The organism is Brenneria rubrifaciens, from assembly GCF_005484945.1.
Lineage (GTDB): Bacteria > Pseudomonadota > Gammaproteobacteria > Enterobacterales > Enterobacteriaceae > Brenneria > Brenneria rubrifaciens.
The window spans coordinates 2,634,925-2,652,910 of sequence record NZ_CP034035.1 but is presented as its reverse complement, the minus strand read 5'-3'; the positions used below and the strand labels follow the sequence as shown (position 1 = coordinate 2,652,910).

Genomic DNA, 17,986 nt, shown 5'->3' with positions numbered 1-17,986 from the left:
AATGGACGCGTATCTCGTCGAAAAAATAAAGAAAATAAACACTAAAAAAGGCACGTTTGAAGCTTTTTTAGTTGCTTTTAGTAACATGGTCATTCCATGGATTATTGCTTACGCAGTATGCTGCGCGGTCACTTTTAGTAGCTTTTATTATATGCTCTTTCCATTTATTTCAATTTATATCGGCACACGGTTTAGAGCCATAAACAATATGTCCCATGAATGTATTCATTTCAGTTTTTGTAAAAATAAAAAACTTAATGAGTTTTTTGGGGAAATTTTCGCTATTGCCGAGTTTTCAAAATTCAAATTGATAAGAAAAGAACATCTAACTCATCATAAACATTTAGGTGATATGGATAAAGATATGGATTTTAATGGAATCCGTAAATATGGGCTTCATAAAAAAATGACTCGCCGCCGTGTCTTACGACATGTTCATCAAGCACTATTTCTACGTCAAATTAAAGACACCTTTTTTTTCATTATTTATGATGGTGACGCCCCTTTTTGGTCTAATGCTGTGCGATTGAGCTATGTATTGACTCTTTCATTTTTACTATTCAGCTTCCCTTTATGGTTTCTATTTTTATTCATTGTACCGTATTGCTATTTCTATCAAATTCAAAAACATCTTACTGATGTTCTTGATCATGGCGGATTACTGAATAATGATAGCTCAATACATAAATCTAGAAACTTCATTATAAAAAATCGTTTTTTAAGCGCACTTTTAATGCCTAGATTTGATGGCTATCACTTAGTACATCATTTACTACCCTGGTTAAGTGTCGAAAAGCACCATGTAGCACATAAAATTTTACTTGAAAATAGCGAGTATCTCACCAGTGAGCACTTAGCTATTAACCATATTCAGAGGTGGCTCAATGACAAATAAAATCGCTTATACGAATAATAAATTAACGCACACATGTTATGCGAGAGAAATCCGTTCCCAAGCCATAGAGCATGGGATTATTTCCCCCGATTGGGAATGGTTATTGACATCGGTGATCTATGAACATAACCAAATAAAACGCTTGGAGAGATTACTCTCTCGTATTGAGGATCTTATGAATGAAATTTGGAGTAATCATTACGATAATCTTGAGTTTTTATTACAAAAGTTAGGCATCCCGAAATGGATGGGTGACTACATTATGCTAGACAACGTTATGGCGCCAGTTCCTTTAAGATGGGACATCATTTACGAAAATAATATGTGGAAAGTAATTGAAATCAATACTGGTTTCTGCCTTGGGGGGCTAAATGGCTTTTCTATGAACAACGTTCGTAACAACTTTTATCGCGTAAGTGGTTCTAACTTAGATGTTCCCGATCTTGATAATTCTTTTTATTTTCTCGCTAAAGGTATCATTGATACTGTTGGTAAAAATTCTATAATCCCGGTGATAGAGACAACAGAAGGATACCATAAATATGATTTCTATTTACATAATTTCGTTTCTAATATGAACAAAACAAAAGCTGGATTATACATTTCCGGCACAATTAATGATTTTAATTTTAAGGAAGATTGTACCTATTTTAAAGGCCATGCCGTTACACATTTCATCCCCATGTTTAATTTGTATGAATTGAATGAAACTCAAGAAAACCACTGTCATTTTTTAAAAAAAATTAGATCGGGAGAGATTGTATCTTTACTCGGTTTCAGAGAGCTTATTTTTTCAAACAAAGCCTTTATTCCTTATCTTATTGATTATGCGAAAGATTCGCTTGCAGCTAATGAGGCAAAAGAAATAGTGGCTCTCTTTCCGTCTAGTGAAGTATTAAACCCTTCGAATGTTGTCTTATTTCATGATGGTGATTTTGTACTTAAACCAGCAGAAGGATATGGTGGAAATGGCATTGTTTGTAGTTGGATGTGTCAACAGGAAGAATGGCTAAAAGCTTTAGACGATGCTTTATCTGACGATAATTTATGGGTCATCCAAGAAAGGATAATTGGTGAGTTATCGTATATGCAATCTGTTGATCGCAATGGTAAAGTAAAAGAAGGTCTGTCATCGGTCGTTCATGGATTAATAACATTTAATGGTAACTTGATAGGAAATCTTACTCGCGCTGCCATAGGGGTTCAGCAACCAGGAGTTATAAACGCTCATCAGGGAGCTGCATTCGGATTATCTGGCATTAACTTACACTTTGCAGCAGAGTATTTGTATGATTAAGTTAAAAAAAGTATGTGATATGTGTGGATGTATCAGCGATATTGATTCTATCGAAACTGAAATAGACATTATCAGTGCTGAATATATTGAAGGTGATGTACATTACAACTTGGACATTTGTAAACGGTGTTTTTTTTCAATTTTCAAAGTTTATGCTCGTCCGACATATTCAGCGTTGGCGCCATCATTAGAAAACACCTTCAGTAACATTAAATTCAGGCGCAAGAGGTAAGGCATGACTAAATTTAATAAAATAGTTCCAGACGACTTTAACGTCCCCATGTATGTAAATGGTGAATTTTTCATCCTTCGTCCCCTTAGCCCCGTCTATTCGAATTTAGATTACGATGCTGTAATCGCAAGTAAAGAAATATTAGGAGACATTTTCTCTGACAATTGGCCTGAAGGCATAAATAGTAGAGAAGACAATCTTCGTTATATATTAGAGGACTATCAAGACTTTCAAGATCGCATAGGATTTTCTTATATCATATTGGATGATGAAGAAAGCATCTGTATTGGGTGCGTTTATATTTTCCCATCTTTATATGAAGGTAGCGATGTCGCTATTTATTATTGGTTTAATGTAAAATTTGCTGGCACTTATCTTACTGTTAAAATAGAAAATTTTATTCGTAGCTGGGTTGTTGAATTTTGGGGCATAAAAAAACCTGCATATCCAGGTCGCGACATACCGTGGAGTGAGTGGTTAACACGCCCGAGAAAAAAATTCACTGATTGATTTGAATTTAAAGCCGTCTCCCCCTACGCTTTCTGCTTTTAGCATCTACCTGGCCTAACAGAACTGCCTTCTCATACTTTACTCGTTCTTCTGTAAGCATCCCGGTAAACTTTTCTCCTCAGCCTTTCTCTTTTCACAGGGATCGATGTTATTGGCAATTTGTTGTCTGGCTTCTGATAGTGAAACCTCTGGATAAACGCTCAGTGAGAGGGTTTTCTGTTTGCCACCGAAGCGATACTGAACACGCCAGTATTTTGAACCGCTTGCGGTGATCAATAGATGCATACCATTACCGTCTGTCATTTTGGCAGGCTTTTCAGCAGGCTTCGTATTTCTCACTTTTAACTCAGTGAGCGCCATATTAAAAACCCTCCGCTGATGGTATATGCATTATCGAACTAAACATACCAACATATGTACCAACAAAACAGCGTGGATTTCCAGGGGCCGTGATAAATCTGAGTAGGCTATAAAAAGGAGATAATTGTTTGAAAATAATGAGTTAACTAGACTATGAGATACTTCGGTAGGCTAACATTTGGCGTCCCCAGCAGGAATCGAACCTACAACTAGCCCTTAGGAGGGGCTCGTTATATCCATTTAACTATGGGGACTTATAGCGGGGGTATTATACTCATTTTTGTCGTGAGAATAAGCGCTTACCCGCGCGTTTGCTTAAACTGTCAGCAATCCGCCTCTTTTTCTCCTTCAGACTGTCGCATTTGCTTTTCCCGTTTTTCCGCTTCCATCTTGGCTTGTTCACTCATATCGCTACGGATCTGTGCATGGCTCATCAGTGCAAAAATAAACGTGCCGCCGATGATGTTGCCCGCCAGCGTAGGGAGGGCAAATGGCCAGACAAAGTCCTGCCAGGCGATTTCTCTGACAAATACCAGATAGAAGATCTCAGAAGCGCCAGCGACAATGTGGGTGAGGTTACTGAAAGCAATCATCCAGGTCATGATGATGATGACTGCAATCTTGGCCGCCCCCGCACGCGGAAGCATCCAGACCAGGGTGGCGATTACCCAACCTGAAACGATGGCGTTGGCGAACATCTCCTTTGGTGAGTTTTTCATGACTTTCATGGCGATATCGATTAGCGCTTTCCGAGTTTCGCCATCAAAAATCGGCATGCAGGTGAAGGACAGCGCGGCTAATGCGGTGCCAGCCAAATTGCCAATTAAGACAATGCTCCACAGCCTGAACAAGAGATAGAAATTGTGACCGACAAGCTTATGCATCACCGGCAGGACTGCCGTCACGGTGTTTTCGGTAAACAACTGCTGACGCGCCATAATCACGATGACAAAACCGATGGTATAGCCGAAACTTTCCAGCAAAAATCCACCGGGGACGCCAACCAGATTGATATGCAGCATGCCGATGGCCATAAAGGATGCCCCCATCGACAGGCCGGCAGCGAGGGCTGACCAGAATAAGGCCATCGCATCCCGTTGCAGCTCTTTTTGCCCTTCATGACGCAGTGCCTCATGAATGGCGGCGGCGGGAGAGGGCAAAATCTTCTCATTTACCTCAATCGCTTTGCCCTGCGTGTTTTCTTCGTTCTTGACTTCCCTGCTGTCACTATGGGGATGATTTTTTTCTTCATTAACCGTGTTTTTCTCATTGGGCTGATTCATAGACGTTCTCGCTAACTTCTCTTTTCTTATTATAAGCGTAGTTGCTTTCAAAACAGGCGTTAGCGTCTGTCACGTCACCCGTTTATGCTATGATCGAGTGATATCCGTAAGGTGTGCTGAGACAGCTCATTCAATCAGCCTATCGGGTCGGTTTCATCATTCCTTTCAGCTCTGAGAATAATCTGGTAAGCATCTGAAAAAGTAGGAATGCATAAGCCAAAGTAGAAGCGAAACCATAAAATGGTAAACTATCGGCTATATACCGCTCTGTATTGACATTCTCCTGGGCCGGCAGGGATTGGGGAATGGCTATTCTCAGCCGTGGGGCATAACGCAATATAATCAGGGAGAACAGATATGAATTACCGCCTGACTGGAGTGGTGTTTGCCAGCGTAATACTTATCGGCTGCGCCAGTTCCGGGGATCGCTCTCAAGAAGGGCGGGCTGATCCGCTTGAAGGCTTTAACCGTACCATGTTCAGCTTTAACTACGACATGCTGGACCCTTATCTGGTGCGGCCTGCGGCGGTCGTCTGGCGCGACTATGTGCCAAGACCGGCACGTAATGGCCTGAGCAACTTCTTTAGTAACCTGGAAGAACCCGCTTCTATGGTGAACTATTTTGTTGAGGGTAAGCCCTATAAAGCGATGATTCACTTTAATCGCTTCTTCCTGAATACCTTACTGGGTATGGGCGGCCTGATTGATGTGGCGTCCATGGCCAACCCCAAGCTGGCAAAAGAAGAGTCTCGTCGATTCGGCAGCACATTGGGCAACTACGGCATGGGCTACGGGCCTTATGTGGTGCTGCCGGCCTATGGCAGCGCGACGTTGCGTGAAGATGGCGGTGGCGTAGTGGATACGCTGTATCCGGTAATGAGCTACCTGACGTTCTGGATGTCCGCAGGAAAATGGGCGATAGAAGGGCTGGAAACTCGCGCTCAGTTGCTGGATTCCGATGGCATCCTGCGCAACTCTTCCGATCCGTACCTGATGATGCGTGAGGCGTATTTCCAGCGGCATGATTTCCTGGCCAGCGACGGTCAGATTACTCCGCAGGTCAATCCGAATGCAGCGGCGATTGAGGACTCACTCGACGAAATTGACGCCGAGTAACGTTTAAACCTCTTAATTGACTTTCCCTTCTTAACAATAAAGGTACCTTCGGGTGCCTTTAGGTTTTATAAAATGTTGCTAATATTACCTTTTACGTTGTTTCTGTTTTTTTTGTTTCAAAAAAGTTATTGCATTGTTGTTCATTTATTTATTTACTTACATAAATTTATTTTAATCCTTCAGATAATAATAATGTTGCGGCTTAGCGTATAGCCAGGATGTTTTGGTGCACATCTTATAAGTCAGCAAGCTGATTTTTTTGTTAAACACTGTTTAACAAAAAAAGATCATAACAATAATTTCTTGTTGTACAAGAAGGATCAATATCATTGTCAGCGAAGGGATAAGTCAATTTGTTACCTGCAATGATAAAAACCATAAATAGAGAGATAAGCATGAAGAAACTACTTGCTATGCTCTTTTGTCTGAGTGCATTGGGCATTTCCCAATCTGCTCTGGCTGAAGAGAACAAAACCGCAGAAAAAACCACCGATGTAGTGTTGATCGGCGGCGGGATTATGAGTTCTACACTGGGTGTTTATTTGCAAGAACTACAGCCGGACTGGTCGATCGACATGGTCGAGCGTATGGATAATGTGGCGGAAGAGAGCTCAAACGGCTGGAATAATGCCGGTACAGGCCATTCTGCTTTTATGGAACTGAACTACACGCCTGATAACGAAAATGGTCCTATTGACATCAGTAAAGCGGTGGAGATTAGTGAAGCATTCGAGGTTTCTCGCCAGTTTTGGTCCTATCAGGTGAAGAACGGTGTTCTTCACGATCCGAATTCATTTATTAACAGCGTACCGCATATCAGCTTCGTCTGGGGAGATGAAAACACCCGTTTCCTGAATCGCCGTTATCAGGCTATGCAGCACAGCACGCTGTTCCGCGGTATGGAATTTTCTGAAGATCCCAACATCATCAAAGAATGGGCGCCGTTGGTGATTGAAGGGCGCGATCCGGCGCAGAAAATCGCGGCGACCCGCATGCCGATCGGGACTGATGTCAACTATGGCGAGATCACCCGCCAAATGGTGGATTCTCTAAAGAAAAAGCAGAATTTCTCACTGCACCTTAATGCTGAAGTTCGCGATATTAAACGTAATGCGGACAATACCTGGAGCGTGACTTACGCTAATCTGAAGGACGGCGAGAAAGAAAGCGTTATCAAAGCCAAGTTTGTCTTCATCGGCGCGGGCGGCGCGGCATTGCAACTGTTACAGAAATCCGGCATTCCTGAAGCCGATCTGTACGGCGGTTTCCCAGTTGGCGGTGAATTCCTGGTGACGGAAAAACCTGAAATCGTGAAACGCCATATGGCCAAAGTCTATGGTAAAGCCTCTGTCGGTGCACCGCCGATGTCCGTTCCACATCTGGATACCCGCATTTTTGATGGTAAGCCGGTACTGTTGTTTGGGCCATTTGCCACATTTTCCAGTAAGTTCCTGAAGAATGGCTCACTTTGGGATCTGATTAGTTCGGTGACGCTGTCTAATATCATGCCGATGACTCACGTTGGTCTGGATAATATCGATCTGATTAAGTACCTGATTAGCCAGGTGATGATGAATGATGACGATCGCTTTGCCGCGTTGCAGGAATATTTCCCTAACGCGAAAAAAGAAGATTGGAGACTGGCCGTTGCCGGTCAGCGCGTACAGGTTATCAAGAAAGACGAAGATAAAGGCGGCGTGCTGAAATTGGGTACTGAGATTGTCAGCTCAAAAGATGGTTCGATTGCCGCGCTGCTGGGCGCTTCACCGGGCGCGTCGACCTCCGGGCCGATTATGTTGAGCCTGATGGAAAAAGTGTTTAAAGATAAGGTTGTCACCCCAGAATGGCAGGCCAAGCTGAAGGAAATCATTCCGTCTTATGGTCAGAAGCTGGATGGTAATATTGAGTTGACCAATAAAATCCGCAGTTATACCAGCAGTACCTTGGAGTTGAATTATATTGAAGTGAAACCGGAATAATGGTGAAGGAGGCCGCGAAAGCGGCCTTTTTTACCTCTGCCATTTGTGCCAATGGCAGAGGTAAAAAAGCAGGTAAGAGCGAATTACCTGCCTGTGCTGAAACCAACAGACGATGTCAGAACGCGTAGTTGACGTTCACGCCATATAGCCAGGCTTTGCCATTTGAACCGTATTCATAGGTGGCGTCGCCGAAAGGTGCCGGTTCAGTAATGCTGACTTTCTTTCCGTGCATGTAGGAGACGCCCACATCGACCGAGGCGTCTTTGTTGAAAGCATAGGTCGTCCCGGCGCTCAACCAGAAACGATCCTGATCCGGTATGGAAATAGAACGTTTGTCGGCGGGAACCGGGCTGTCATCAAAGGCGATACCGCCACGAAAAGTCCAGTTATCGTCATAATAATAGGTGGCGCCAAGCGCGAGACGGAACGCATCGCGGAAGCTTTCTTCTTTCTCGAACAGGGTCTGACCGTTATTGCCGGTCGCTTTCAACTCCTGGAATTGACTCCAACTGGTGTAAGCCAGGCTGTAGTGAACCGCCCATTTCGGGGCGACGCGGTGGTAGGCGGAAGCTTCCCACATTTCCGGCAGATTCAGCGTCAGCTTGCCGGGGATCGTTGCCCCCCCTGTTCCACCAGCAAAGGTTGGGATGTCATTACTGTAATCGCCATTAAAATCAACATCGACTTTAGACTTGTAGGTCAGGCCGAAACGGTTATTTTCATCCACTTCATACAGAATACCGGCGTTCCAGCCGTATCCCCACTCTTTGCCTTCCAGACGGGATATTTCAGATGACGGTTGTAAACCGAGGGCTGGCGGCAATGCTGAAGACAATTCACCCGCGTGGCGAACGATTTTTGCATCTGAATAAACGGCATTCACGCCCAAACCGAAGCTGAAGTGCTGATTCAGACGGTATGCGGCGCTAAGATTGACGTTGGAAGTCACCAGGTCGGTATCTCCGCCGATAGACCCTGCAACATAACTGTCGCTGAAATCGGTTGCCAGACCATAGTGGGTGACAGCCGAGGCGCCGATAGCCCATTGCTCATTGAGCGGCATAATAAAATGCAGGTTCGGAACCCAGGCATGGGGCGCAATATTGTTGGCGTCGGCGTTTTGGCCTGATGAACTCGAACCGTTCAGATCAATATCGGGATTGATATAGGTAACGCCACCGGAGAAAACAGGGCGATCAAACAGGGTCATGGTCGCTGGGTTACGGCTGCCAGAGGTTGCATTGTCAGCCACCGCACCTTCGCCTGAAAACGCACGTCCCAGTCCTGATGTTGAATATTCATTAAGTTGAAAACCCGCAGCGTACGCGTTTGCTGAAACCAGTGCCGCTGTAACCGCAATTGCGGATTTTTTTGACAGGTTTTTTGGGTTCATGACCAAAACCTCTTTATATATTTGTTATTTACTTTTTTGTTACACAGGTAACAAGGGACGCGCATTGTAGGGGGCGCATTCGGTCTGACAAATCAGACCAGTTGGCAAAGTAACAAGAGGTGGATATCAACATGCTTAAACTATGTATATAAAATGTTGATAAAAAGATGCATAAACAAATCTTGTTAACAGTTTGGTCGATTTCAATGAGGGGGTTTTATGAAAGTTTTACTCGGGTCTAACAAGGGGGTATGTGACGAATGTCATTCATTACCCCCGAGGACAGTAAATTCTAGTCCTGACGTAGCCCGACGAGTAAAATAGATGGGGATAGAAGATTTTTCACCGGATCAAATCGGCTGCTTATTGCCCGCAAGAGGAAAGAACGATGACAAATGCGATAAACAAATGTAGTGCTGAAGAAACTGCCGCCTGTTGCTGCGTCGATGTTGGCACGGTAATGGATAACACCGACTGTACCGCTTCTTACAGCAAAGTTTTCACTGAGCGTGCCGAGGCGGAATCCATGCTAGGTTTGTTAACCGAAAAAGCCCGTACTGTAGAGTCCGAGCCTTGCCTGATTGAAAGCAAGATTGAGGCTGTTGAAGGCGGGGTGAAACTGGATATTAATTTTACATTCAGTTGTCAGGCTGAAACGATGATTTTCCAACTCGGCCTTCGTTAATGCCTTTGACCCTATCGGGGGCTGAACGTCAGCCCCTGAAACGCGGTTCCTAAAACGCCGCTTCCTGAAAGGAAATGAGCACACCTTACTGTTGTCATTATCATATCGATGACGTCTAGAGAGATTTCTCTCCTCCTGCGCGTATCCCCGCTTTACCCTGTGGTTCCCCTGTTGATATTCACGTTTTTCTGCTGTACTGGTTTGCGGAATGTAACTATCTAGTAAACAATAAGTTCAGGTCCGACCTGTTGTGCATGGGCTGTATTCTCTGTCAAACAGGAGCATTTATGAACAAGGCGTTACCGCTGAAAACTTGTCATGGCGATCGCGTGGCGATTGTTAATGGGTTACGTACCCCATTTGCTCGTCAGGCGACAGCGTACCACGGTGTACCCGCGATGGATCTGGGGAAAATGGTGGTGAGCGAGCTACTCATCCGCACCGGAGTGAATCCTGAAAATGTGGATCAACTGGTGTTTGGTCAGGTGATTCAAATGCCGGAAGCGCCTAATATCGCCAGAGAAATTGTGTTGGGCACGGGCATGAGCGTCCACACCGATGCTTATAGCGTTTCCCGTGCTTGCGCCACCAGTTTTCAGGCCGTGGCCAACCTTGCCGAGAGCATTATGGCCGGCACGATTGAAGTTGGGATTGCCGGAGGGGCGGATTCTTCTTCCGTATTGCCGATTGGGATGAGTAAGCCGCTGGCCAGAATGCTGCTGGATCTGAGCAAAGCCCGCACCCTGGGCCGGCGACTTAAACTGCTGGCACGCTTGCGCCCCAGAGATTTGCTGCCTGTCGCGCCAGTCATCGCCGAGTATTCCACCGGGTTGCGAATGGGCGATACCGCCGAGCAGATGGCGAAAACCTACGGCATTACGCGTGAGGAGCAGGATGCCCTGGCGTATCGTTCACATCGTCTGGCCGCCCGTGCCTGGGAAGAAGGGAAACTGCTGGATGAGGTCATGACTGCCTATGTGCCTCCCTACCGGCAGGCGTTGCATGAGGACAATACTGTTCGCCACGATTCGTCCCCGGAACACTATGCCCGGCTACGGCCCGCTTTCGATAGCAAGCACGGCAGCGTCACCGCTGCTAACAGCACGCCTCTGACTGACGGGGCCGCCGCCATTTTGATGATGAGTGAATCTAAAGCCAAAAGTCTGGGTATCACGCCGTTGGGGTATCTGCGCAGTTACGCGTTTAGCGCCATTGATGTGTGGCAAGATATGCTGCTGGGGCCGGCGTATGCTTCCCCCCTGGCGCTGGAGAGAGCGGGGGTTACGCTCGCCGATCTGACACTGATCGATATGCATGAGGCATTTGCCGCTCAGACGCTGGCAAACTTGAAGATGTTTGCCAGTGAAGCGTTTGCCCGTTATAAACTGGGGCGAAATTCGCCGCTGGGTGAGGTGGATATGGAAAAGTTCAACGTACTTGGCGGCTCCCTTGCCTATGGACATCCGTTTGCTGCCACCGGCGCCCGGATGGTGACTCAGACGTTGAATGAACTGCGTCGTCGTGGCGGCGGACTAGGATTGACCACGACTTGCGCGGCGGGCGGACTGGGCGCCGCGATGGTACTGGAGGTGACGCCATGAACGAGCAGCAACCTTTATCGACCGTCTCTGCCGAAACCTCGGCTTTTTCTCTGACTATCCGGCCGGACAATATCGGTATTGTGACGATCGATGTGCCGGGAGAAAAAGTGAATACGCTGAAGCGCGAGTTTGTCGGGCAGATCACCCGCGTTTTTGAACGCGCTCAGCAACACGCGGCGCTCAGGGGGCTGATTTTGATTTCCGCCAAGCCTGATTCGTTTATCGCCGGGGCGAATATCGCCATGCTCGATAAATGCACCAGCGCCGGGGAGGGCGAAAATTTGGCAAAGCAGGGTCAGGAAATCTCTGCCCGTCTTTCATCATTTCCTTTCCCGGTTGTTTCTGCGATTCACGGCACCTGTCTGGGCGGCGGACTAGAGCTGGCGCTGGCCTGTGATTATCGTGTGTGTTCGCTGGATGAGAAAACCGAACTCGGTTTGCCGGAAGTTCAACTTGGCCTGTTACCCGGTTCAGGAGGGACGCAGCGTTTGCCTCGCTTGATCGGCGTGAACAAGGCGTTGGATATGATGCTGACCGGACGCCGCGTCCGCGCGAGTCAGGCATTGAGCATGGGGCTGGTTGACGACGCAGTGCCGCCCAGTATTTTGCTGGAGACGGCGATAACGCTTATCAGGAAAGGTAAACGCAAAGCGCCGGTGCTGGGATGGCGCGCCCGTTTATTGGCCAGTCCGGGGATTCGGCGTCTGCTGTTTAAAATTGTAAAGACGAAGATGCGGGCGAAAACACACGGTAATTATCCGGCGGTCGATCGGATCATTCAGGTGGTCCGACGCGGCATGGATAAAGGGATTGAGGAAGGTTACCGGCAGGAGGCCAGGGCGTTTGGCAAACTGGTTGTGACGCCGGAGTCTGCCGCGTTGCGTCACCTGTTTTTTGCCTCAACCTCCTTGAAAAAAGCGCTTAGCGTTTCGTCTGACGCTCAGCCGCTCCACCGGGTGGGCGTACTGGGCGGCGGACTGATGGGAGGCGGCATCGCCAGCGTGACGGCGGTTCGCGGCGAGTTACCGGTTCGGATTAAAGATATCAACGAGCAGGGAATTAACAACGCCCTGAATTATAGCTGGCAGTTGCTCACCAAACAGGTACAGCGCAAGCGGATGGAGCCCGCTGAGCGGCAGCGTCTGATGACATTGATTTCCGGTAGCACCGACTATCGGGGATTCGAGTACGCCGATATCGTGATTGAGGCGGTGTTTGAAGATCTGTCGCTGAAGCGGAAAATGGTTGCCGAGATTGAACAGCACGCGGCTCCCCATACCATCTTTGCCTCTAACACGTCGTCATTGCCTATCCACCAGATTGCGGCGCAGGCCAGTCGGCCCCAGCAGGTGATTGGTTTGCATTACTTCAGCCCGGTGGAAAAAATGCCGCTGGTTGAGGTGATTCCGCATACGCAAACCAGTGCGGAAACAATCGCCACGACAGTGTCGCTGGCGAAAAAACAGGGTAAAGCCGCCATTGTGGTTGCTGACCGCGCAGGATTTTACGTGAACCGTATTCTGGCTCCTTATATTAACGAAGCGGCCTATTGCCTGCTGGAAGGCGAACCGGTTGAGTCGATTGATGAGGCGCTGGTGCGTTTCGGTTTTCCTGTCGGTCCGCTGACCTTGCTGGATGAAGTGGGTATTGATATCGCCACCAAAATTGTCCCGGTATTGAGCGAGGCGCTGGGCGAGCGGTTTAAATCGCCGCCGGCGTTTGATGCCATTCTGAAAGATGGCCGCAAAGGGCGTAAAAACGCGAAAGGTTTTTACCGGTACAGCGAGAAACGCCGTTTCAGGCACGCAAAAAGAGAGGTGGACGACACGATTTATCCTTTGCTGGATGTGACGCCGAAGGCCCATATTGATCCCGCATTGATTAGCCAGCGCGGTGTCATGATGATGCTGAATGAAGCGGCTCGCTGTCTGGATGAAGAGGTGATCCAGTGCGCCCGTGACGGTGATATCGGCGTGGTCTTTGGCGTGGGCTTCCCTCCCTTCCTCGGCGGCCCGTTCCATTATATGGATCGCCTTGGTATGGCAACGGTAGTGAAAACCTTGCAACTGTTACAAAAGCAATACGGCGATCGCTTCGCGCCCTGCGAGCGTTTGCTGACCATGCTCGAAAATCAGCAAACTTTTTATCCCGCGGTGACGGATGAAGTGTCAGATGACGAGATGCCTGAACCAAACTGACGTTCCCTTCCTCTCCCGGGTAAAGTGATGCATTGATAATTGATATGTCGGCGATCAGGAGGCTTCTGTTAGTCTGAGCGTCACGCCGCGCGTAGCGGCGATTTGGAGAGCTAGGATAAAAACGCGCTTTAATTTCGGTTAAATTTACAGCAGTAATCTGTAATAATGGCGCCTTGCCTGGTCGGACGTAATAACCGGCGAAGAAGATAATTTAACTAACTTACTGATGATAAATGATTTTTATCAAAATTTTTCATCAACATAGCGGTGTGATATGCAAGTTTTGATAATGCGTCATGGTGATGCCGTACCTGACGCAACCAGTGATGCGCAGCGGCCACTGAGCGCTCGTGGTTGTGAGGAGTCGTGCCAAATGGCGTTTTGGTTGAATGATCAGCAGATAGACATTGATCATGTCCTGGTAAGTCCTTATTTACGAGCCAGGGAAACGCTGGACGTGGTACAGACCATTTTGTCCTTGCCTGAAGAGAATGAATGTTTATCTGAACTGACGCCGGGCGGCGACGCGCAGTTGGTCGCCGGTTATCTGCGAGCGCTGGCGAAAGAAGGGGCGGGGACGGCGCTGGTGGTGTCGCATCTTCCGATGGTCGGCTATCTGGTAGCGTCGTTATGTCCCGGTGAAACTGCGCCCATGTTTGCCACGTCCGCCATCGCCAGCGTCACTGTCGAGGCGCACGCTGGCAACGGCGTACTGGATTGGCTGGTCAGTCCGGCCCAACTGACGCTGAAATCTTAGCTGTCCCGCAGAGGCGCGCAAAGCGCCTCCGATCCCCGCTATTCCAGACTCGGTGCTTCCAACGCGACCAGCACCAATAACGCCGCATCGCCGCCAAATTCTTTGGGAGCCTGATGGAAAGCCAGCACGTCCGGGTGCTGTGCCAGCCATAACGGTGTTTGCTGTTTCAGAATGTGTTTGCCATGACCGTGCATGACGCAGGCACAATAAACATGTTCCCGGCGGCAGGCCGCAAGCAGAGCGCCCAACTCCTGCTTGGCCTGCAACTGAGTCAGACCGTGCAAATCCAGAAACAGTTCAGGGGAGTAATCGCCCCGGCGCAGTTTTTTCAGTTCGTAATGGTTGGCGCCGGGGCGCAGGTAACGTGTCGGCCCTTCGCTTTCCAACTGTGGCTGAAATTCGTCTGAAAAGTAAAAGCTGGCGTCAACCTGTTCCTGCAAGAGTCGTTTGGCTGGCGGTTCGCCGACCTTTCGGCGTTGTGGCTGATGGGTATAAGTATCCTGGCGCAATTTTTTAGTACCGGAAATTGACGTGCGGAAAAGTTGCAATTCCTCGTCATTCAGCGAATATTTATTATTCATCGGTTATTCACCCTGCATCAATATCCGGTCAGTTTACCTTGTCTCTGTTCCGCCGCTAAATAAAAGTCAGTATAACCATTAGTTCCACCCGTTATATCTGCTGATTTGTCGCGGGCTTCATGGCAAACTAAGCGCCGATTTTCTATTCCGATCTGTCTGCGGAGGCAAACTTGGACAAAATTTTCGTTGATGAAGCCGTCAGCGATCTTCATACCATTCAGGATATGTTGCGCTGGGCGGTCAGCCGGTTTAACGCAGCCAACGTTTATTACGGTCACGGTACGGATAATGCCTGGGATGAGGCTATACAGTTGGTGTTGCCCAGCCTGTTTCTGCCGCTCGATATCCCGGAAGATATTTATACTTCCCGCCTGACGTCCAGCGAGCGCCATCGCATTGTCGAGCGCGTTATCCGTCGCGTCAATGAGCGAATCCCGGTGGCGTATCTGACCAATAAAGCCTGGTTCTGCGGCCTCGAATTTTATGTTGATGAACGCGTTCTGGTGCCGCGTTCGCCTATCGGTGAATTAATTGACGATCATTTCGGCGATCTGCTGCCAACGTTGCCCAACGCCATTCTGGATATGTGTACCGGCAGCGGTTGCATCGCCATCGCCTGTGCGCAGGCATTCCCTGAAGCTGAAGTCGATGCGGTGGATATTTCCGGCGATGTGCTGGCGGTGGCCGAGCAGAATATCCAGCAGCATGGCATGGAGCACCGCGTTACCCCGATTCGTTCCGATCTGTTCCGTGAATTGCCCGCCATTCAATATGACCTGATCGTGACCAATCCTCCTTACGTTGATGAAGAGGACATGTCCGATCTGCCGCAGGAGTTCCGCCATGAACCAGAATTGGGGTTGGCGGCAGGTAATGACGGTTTGACGCTGGTCAGACGTATTTTGGCCAATGCGCCGGATTACCTCAGCGATGACGGCGTGCTGATTTGCGAAGTTGGCAACAGCATGGTGCATCTGATTGATCAATACCCGGATATTCCTTTCACCTGGCTGGAATTTGAAAACGGCGGAGACGGGGTATTTATGCTGAGCAAAGCGCAGTTAATTGACTGCAACGCGCATTTCAGCACTTATCGAGATTAAGCCGCGTGGCGAGCTACGCCTACGCTAAAACCCTATACGCATATGCTAAGGAGTCGTGATGGCAGGAAACAGTATTGGACAGTTTTTCCGCGTCACCACATTTGGTGAGTCCCACGGTATTGCCCTGGGATGCATTGTTGACGGCGTTCCGCCGGGAATTCCGCTGACGGAAGCGGATCTGCAACACGATCTGGATCGCCGTCGTCCGGGGACGTCACGTTACACGACCCAGCGTCGCGAGCCCGATCGGGTTCGTATCCTGTCAGGCGTGTTTGAAGGCGTAACCACCGGCACCAGCATTGGTTTACTGATTGAAAACACCGATCAGCGTTCGCAGGATTACAGCGAGATCAAAGACGTGTTCCGTCCCGGTCATGCAGATTATACCTATGAACAAAAATACGGTCTGCGTGATTATCGCGGCGGCGGTCGCTCGTCTGCCCGTGAAACCGCCATGCGCGTGGCCGCGGGCGCTATCGCCAAAAAGTATCTGCAACGGGAATATGGCGTAAAGATTCGTGGCTATCTGTCGCAGATCGGCGAAGTGACTTGCAAACTTAAAGATTGGGATCTGGTTGAACAGAACCCTTTTTTCTGCCCGGATGCCGATAAGCTGGACACGCTGGATGAGTTGATGCGCGGGCTGAAAAAGGAAGGGGATTCGATCGGGGCAAAAGTCAGCGTGGTGGCGGAGTCCGTCCCTGCGGGATTGGGTGAACCCGTCTTTGACCGGCTGGATGCGGATTTGGCCCATGCGCTCATGAGCATCAACGCGGTAAAAGGCGTTGAGATCGGCGACGGTTTCGGCGTGGTGACCCGGCGAGGCAGTGAGAACCGCGATGAAATCACGCCGGATGGTTTCCAGAGTAACCATGCGGGTGGCATTTTGGGGGGCATCAGCAGCGGACAGCATATTGTCGCGCATCTGGCGCTTAAACCGACATCGAGCATCATGGTACCTGGCAGGACGATCAATCGTCAGGGAGAAGCGACGGAAATAGTGACGCGCGGACGTCACGACCCGTGCGTCGGCATTCGCGCGGTGCCGATTGCCGAAGCGATGATGGCGATCGTGCTAATGGATCACCTGCTGCGTCAGCGTGCGCAGTGTGGGGATGTGGCGAGTCAGGTTCCCCGCTGGTAGAAAATGATGAGAAAAGGGTTGATTGGGGTTATCGCATTGACGTTTAGCCTGCCGCTGTTGGCGAAAACGGCGTGGGCGAAAACGCCCTGGCAGGAAATGACGCACCCGGTAACGGGTGCATCGCAGTCTATCGGCAGTTTTTCCAACGGTTGTATTATCGGTGCGCAGCCGCTGCCGTTACAGGCGCCGGATTATCAGGTGATGCGGGTCGATCAGCGGCGCTATTACGGCCACCCCGATTTGCTGGCGTTTATTCATCGTCTGAGCGTGAATGTGAAACGCCGCACCGCGGCCAATGTGTTGATTGGCGATATGGGGATGCCGGTTGGCGGACGCTTCAGCAGCGGCCATGCCAGTCATCAGTCCGGTCTGGATGTGGACATCTGGCTGCAATTGCCGAAACAGCGCTGGAGCCAGCAACAATTGCTGAATCCGCAACCGATAGATCTGGTGACGGCAAACGGTCGTCAGGTGAACCCGCGCGTCTGGCGGTCAGACATTACGACGCTGGTGAAGCTGGCCGCACAGGATAGCGGAGTCACCCGTATTTTTGTGAACCCGGCGATTAAGAAACAGTTATGCGCCGATGCAGGATTCGATCGTGACTGGTTGCGAAAAGTTCGCCCCTGGTTCGGACATCGTGCGCATATGCATGTTCGTCTACGCTGCCCGGCAGACAGCCTGGAATGTCAGGATCAGGATCAGCCGCCCGCGGGCGATGGATGCGGCGCCGAGCTGACCAGCTGGTTCCAGCTAAAACAACCGGGCAGCGAACCGCCGGCTAAAACCTCTCCCCCTCCTTTGCATCCCTCTTGCCAGGCGTTGGTCGACAAACATTTTGCTGCGGAATAA

General features: G+C 49.0%; 15 protein-coding genes, 1 tRNA gene and 1 pseudogene. 12 read left to right on the top strand and 5 right to left on the bottom strand.

The window, feature by feature from the left end; translation table 11 throughout:
• Nucleotide 1: 1 nt before the first annotated feature.
• The 3 genes from EH207_RS12075 (at nt 2) to EH207_RS12065 (ending at nt 2,934) form a co-directional block, all read left to right on the top strand.
• Entirely contained in the window at nt 2-895 is an 894-nt protein-coding gene (locus EH207_RS12075; protein WP_137714212.1) for a fatty acid desaturase family protein, read from the top strand.
• On the top strand, nt 885-2,192 hold the full coding sequence (locus tag EH207_RS12070; protein WP_137714211.1) for a hypothetical protein: 1,308 nt from the start codon (nt 885-887) through the stop codon (nt 2,190-2,192). The genes EH207_RS12075 and EH207_RS12070 overlap by 11 nt, the downstream gene beginning before the upstream one ends.
• Before the next feature lie 235 nt (nt 2,193-2,427).
• On the top strand, nt 2,428-2,934 hold the full coding sequence (locus tag EH207_RS12065; RefSeq protein ID WP_137714210.1) for a GNAT family N-acetyltransferase: 507 nt from the start codon (nt 2,428-2,430) through the stop codon (nt 2,932-2,934).
• A 93-nt stretch (nt 2,935-3,027) separates the two neighbouring features.
• Here the strand turns inward: EH207_RS12065 and EH207_RS12060 are convergent.
• From EH207_RS12060 to EH207_RS12050, 3 genes and pseudogenes are all read right to left on the bottom strand, one after another.
• Nucleotides 3,028-3,294: pseudogene (locus EH207_RS12060) on the bottom strand (Arm DNA-binding domain-containing protein); the annotation flags it as partial.
• A 179-nt stretch (nt 3,295-3,473) separates the two neighbouring features.
• Nucleotides 3,474-3,548, bottom strand: a tRNA-Arg gene (locus EH207_RS12055).
• A 69-nt stretch (nt 3,549-3,617) separates the two neighbouring features.
• Nucleotides 3,618-4,577, bottom strand: coding sequence for a formate/nitrite transporter family protein (locus EH207_RS12050; protein WP_137714209.1), 960 nt, complete (start codon nt 4,575-4,577; stop codon nt 3,618-3,620).
• A gap of 357 nt (nt 4,578-4,934) precedes the next feature.
• Here EH207_RS12050 and mlaA point away from each other — a divergent pair, with 357 nt between their 5' ends.
• Both mlaA and mqo read left to right on the top strand, forming a co-directional pair.
• Nucleotides 4,935-5,693, top strand: coding sequence for a phospholipid-binding lipoprotein MlaA (gene mlaA, locus EH207_RS12045; protein ID WP_137714208.1), 759 nt, complete (start codon nt 4,935-4,937; stop codon nt 5,691-5,693).
• Nucleotides 5,694-6,088: 395 nt separating this feature from the next.
• Nucleotides 6,089-7,672 carry a malate dehydrogenase (quinone) gene (mqo, locus tag EH207_RS12040; protein WP_137714207.1) on the top strand — a complete coding sequence of 528 codons (1,584 nt, stop codon included), beginning with the start codon at nt 6,089-6,091 and terminating at the stop codon, nt 7,670-7,672.
• A 115-nt stretch (nt 7,673-7,787) separates the two neighbouring features.
• Here mqo and fadL read toward each other — a convergent pair whose 3' ends face one another.
• Nucleotides 7,788-9,065 carry a long-chain fatty acid transporter FadL gene (gene fadL / locus EH207_RS12035; RefSeq protein ID WP_137714206.1) on the bottom strand — a complete coding sequence of 426 codons (1,278 nt, stop codon included), beginning with the start codon at nt 9,063-9,065 and terminating at the stop codon, nt 7,788-7,790.
• Between the two features lie 388 nt (nt 9,066-9,453).
• Between fadL and EH207_RS12030 the strand changes: the two genes are divergently transcribed.
• The 4 genes from EH207_RS12030 (at nt 9,454) to sixA (ending at nt 14,306) form a co-directional block, all read left to right on the top strand.
• Nucleotides 9,454-9,750, top strand: a complete 297-nt coding sequence (locus EH207_RS12030) for a YfcZ/YiiS family protein (RefSeq protein WP_137714205.1) — start codon at nt 9,454-9,456, stop codon at nt 9,748-9,750.
• 287 nt (nt 9,751-10,037) lie between these two features.
• A complete protein-coding gene (gene fadI / locus EH207_RS12025) occupies nt 10,038-11,351 on the top strand; it encodes an acetyl-CoA C-acyltransferase FadI (RefSeq protein ID WP_137714204.1) in 1,314 nt (437 codons plus the stop codon).
• Nucleotides 11,348-13,549, top strand: coding sequence for a fatty acid oxidation complex subunit alpha FadJ (gene fadJ / locus EH207_RS12020; protein WP_137714203.1), 2,202 nt, complete (start codon nt 11,348-11,350; stop codon nt 13,547-13,549). The genes fadI and fadJ overlap by 4 nt, the downstream gene beginning before the upstream one ends.
• A 274-nt stretch (nt 13,550-13,823) precedes the next feature.
• The gene (sixA, locus tag EH207_RS12015; RefSeq protein WP_137714202.1) at nt 13,824-14,306 is read left to right on the top strand and encodes a phosphohistidine phosphatase SixA; all 483 of its coding nucleotides are present in this window, start codon (nt 13,824-13,826) and stop codon (nt 14,304-14,306) included.
• A 38-nt stretch (nt 14,307-14,344) separates the two neighbouring features.
• Here the strand turns inward: sixA and smrB are convergent, their stop codons facing one another.
• Nucleotides 14,345-14,887 carry an endonuclease SmrB gene (gene smrB, locus EH207_RS12010; protein ID WP_137714201.1) on the bottom strand — a complete coding sequence of 181 codons (543 nt, stop codon included), beginning with the start codon at nt 14,885-14,887 and terminating at the stop codon, nt 14,345-14,347.
• Nucleotides 14,888-15,057: 170 nt separating this feature from the next.
• On the opposite strand from smrB, the gene prmB reads away from it, so the two are divergent.
• From prmB to mepA, 3 genes are read left to right on the top strand one after another with little or no spacing between them, the layout of a single operon-like run.
• Entirely contained in the window at nt 15,058-15,990 is a 933-nt protein-coding gene (gene prmB / locus EH207_RS12005) for a 50S ribosomal protein L3 N(5)-glutamine methyltransferase (RefSeq protein WP_137714200.1), read from the top strand.
• 58 nt (nt 15,991-16,048) lie between these two features.
• On the top strand, nt 16,049-17,134 hold the full coding sequence (gene aroC, locus EH207_RS12000; RefSeq protein WP_137714199.1) for a chorismate synthase: 1,086 nt from the start codon (nt 16,049-16,051) through the stop codon (nt 17,132-17,134).
• Between the two features lie 6 nt (nt 17,135-17,140).
• Nucleotides 17,141-17,986, top strand: a complete 846-nt coding sequence (mepA, locus tag EH207_RS11995) for a penicillin-insensitive murein endopeptidase (RefSeq protein ID WP_137715339.1) — start codon at nt 17,141-17,143, stop codon at nt 17,984-17,986.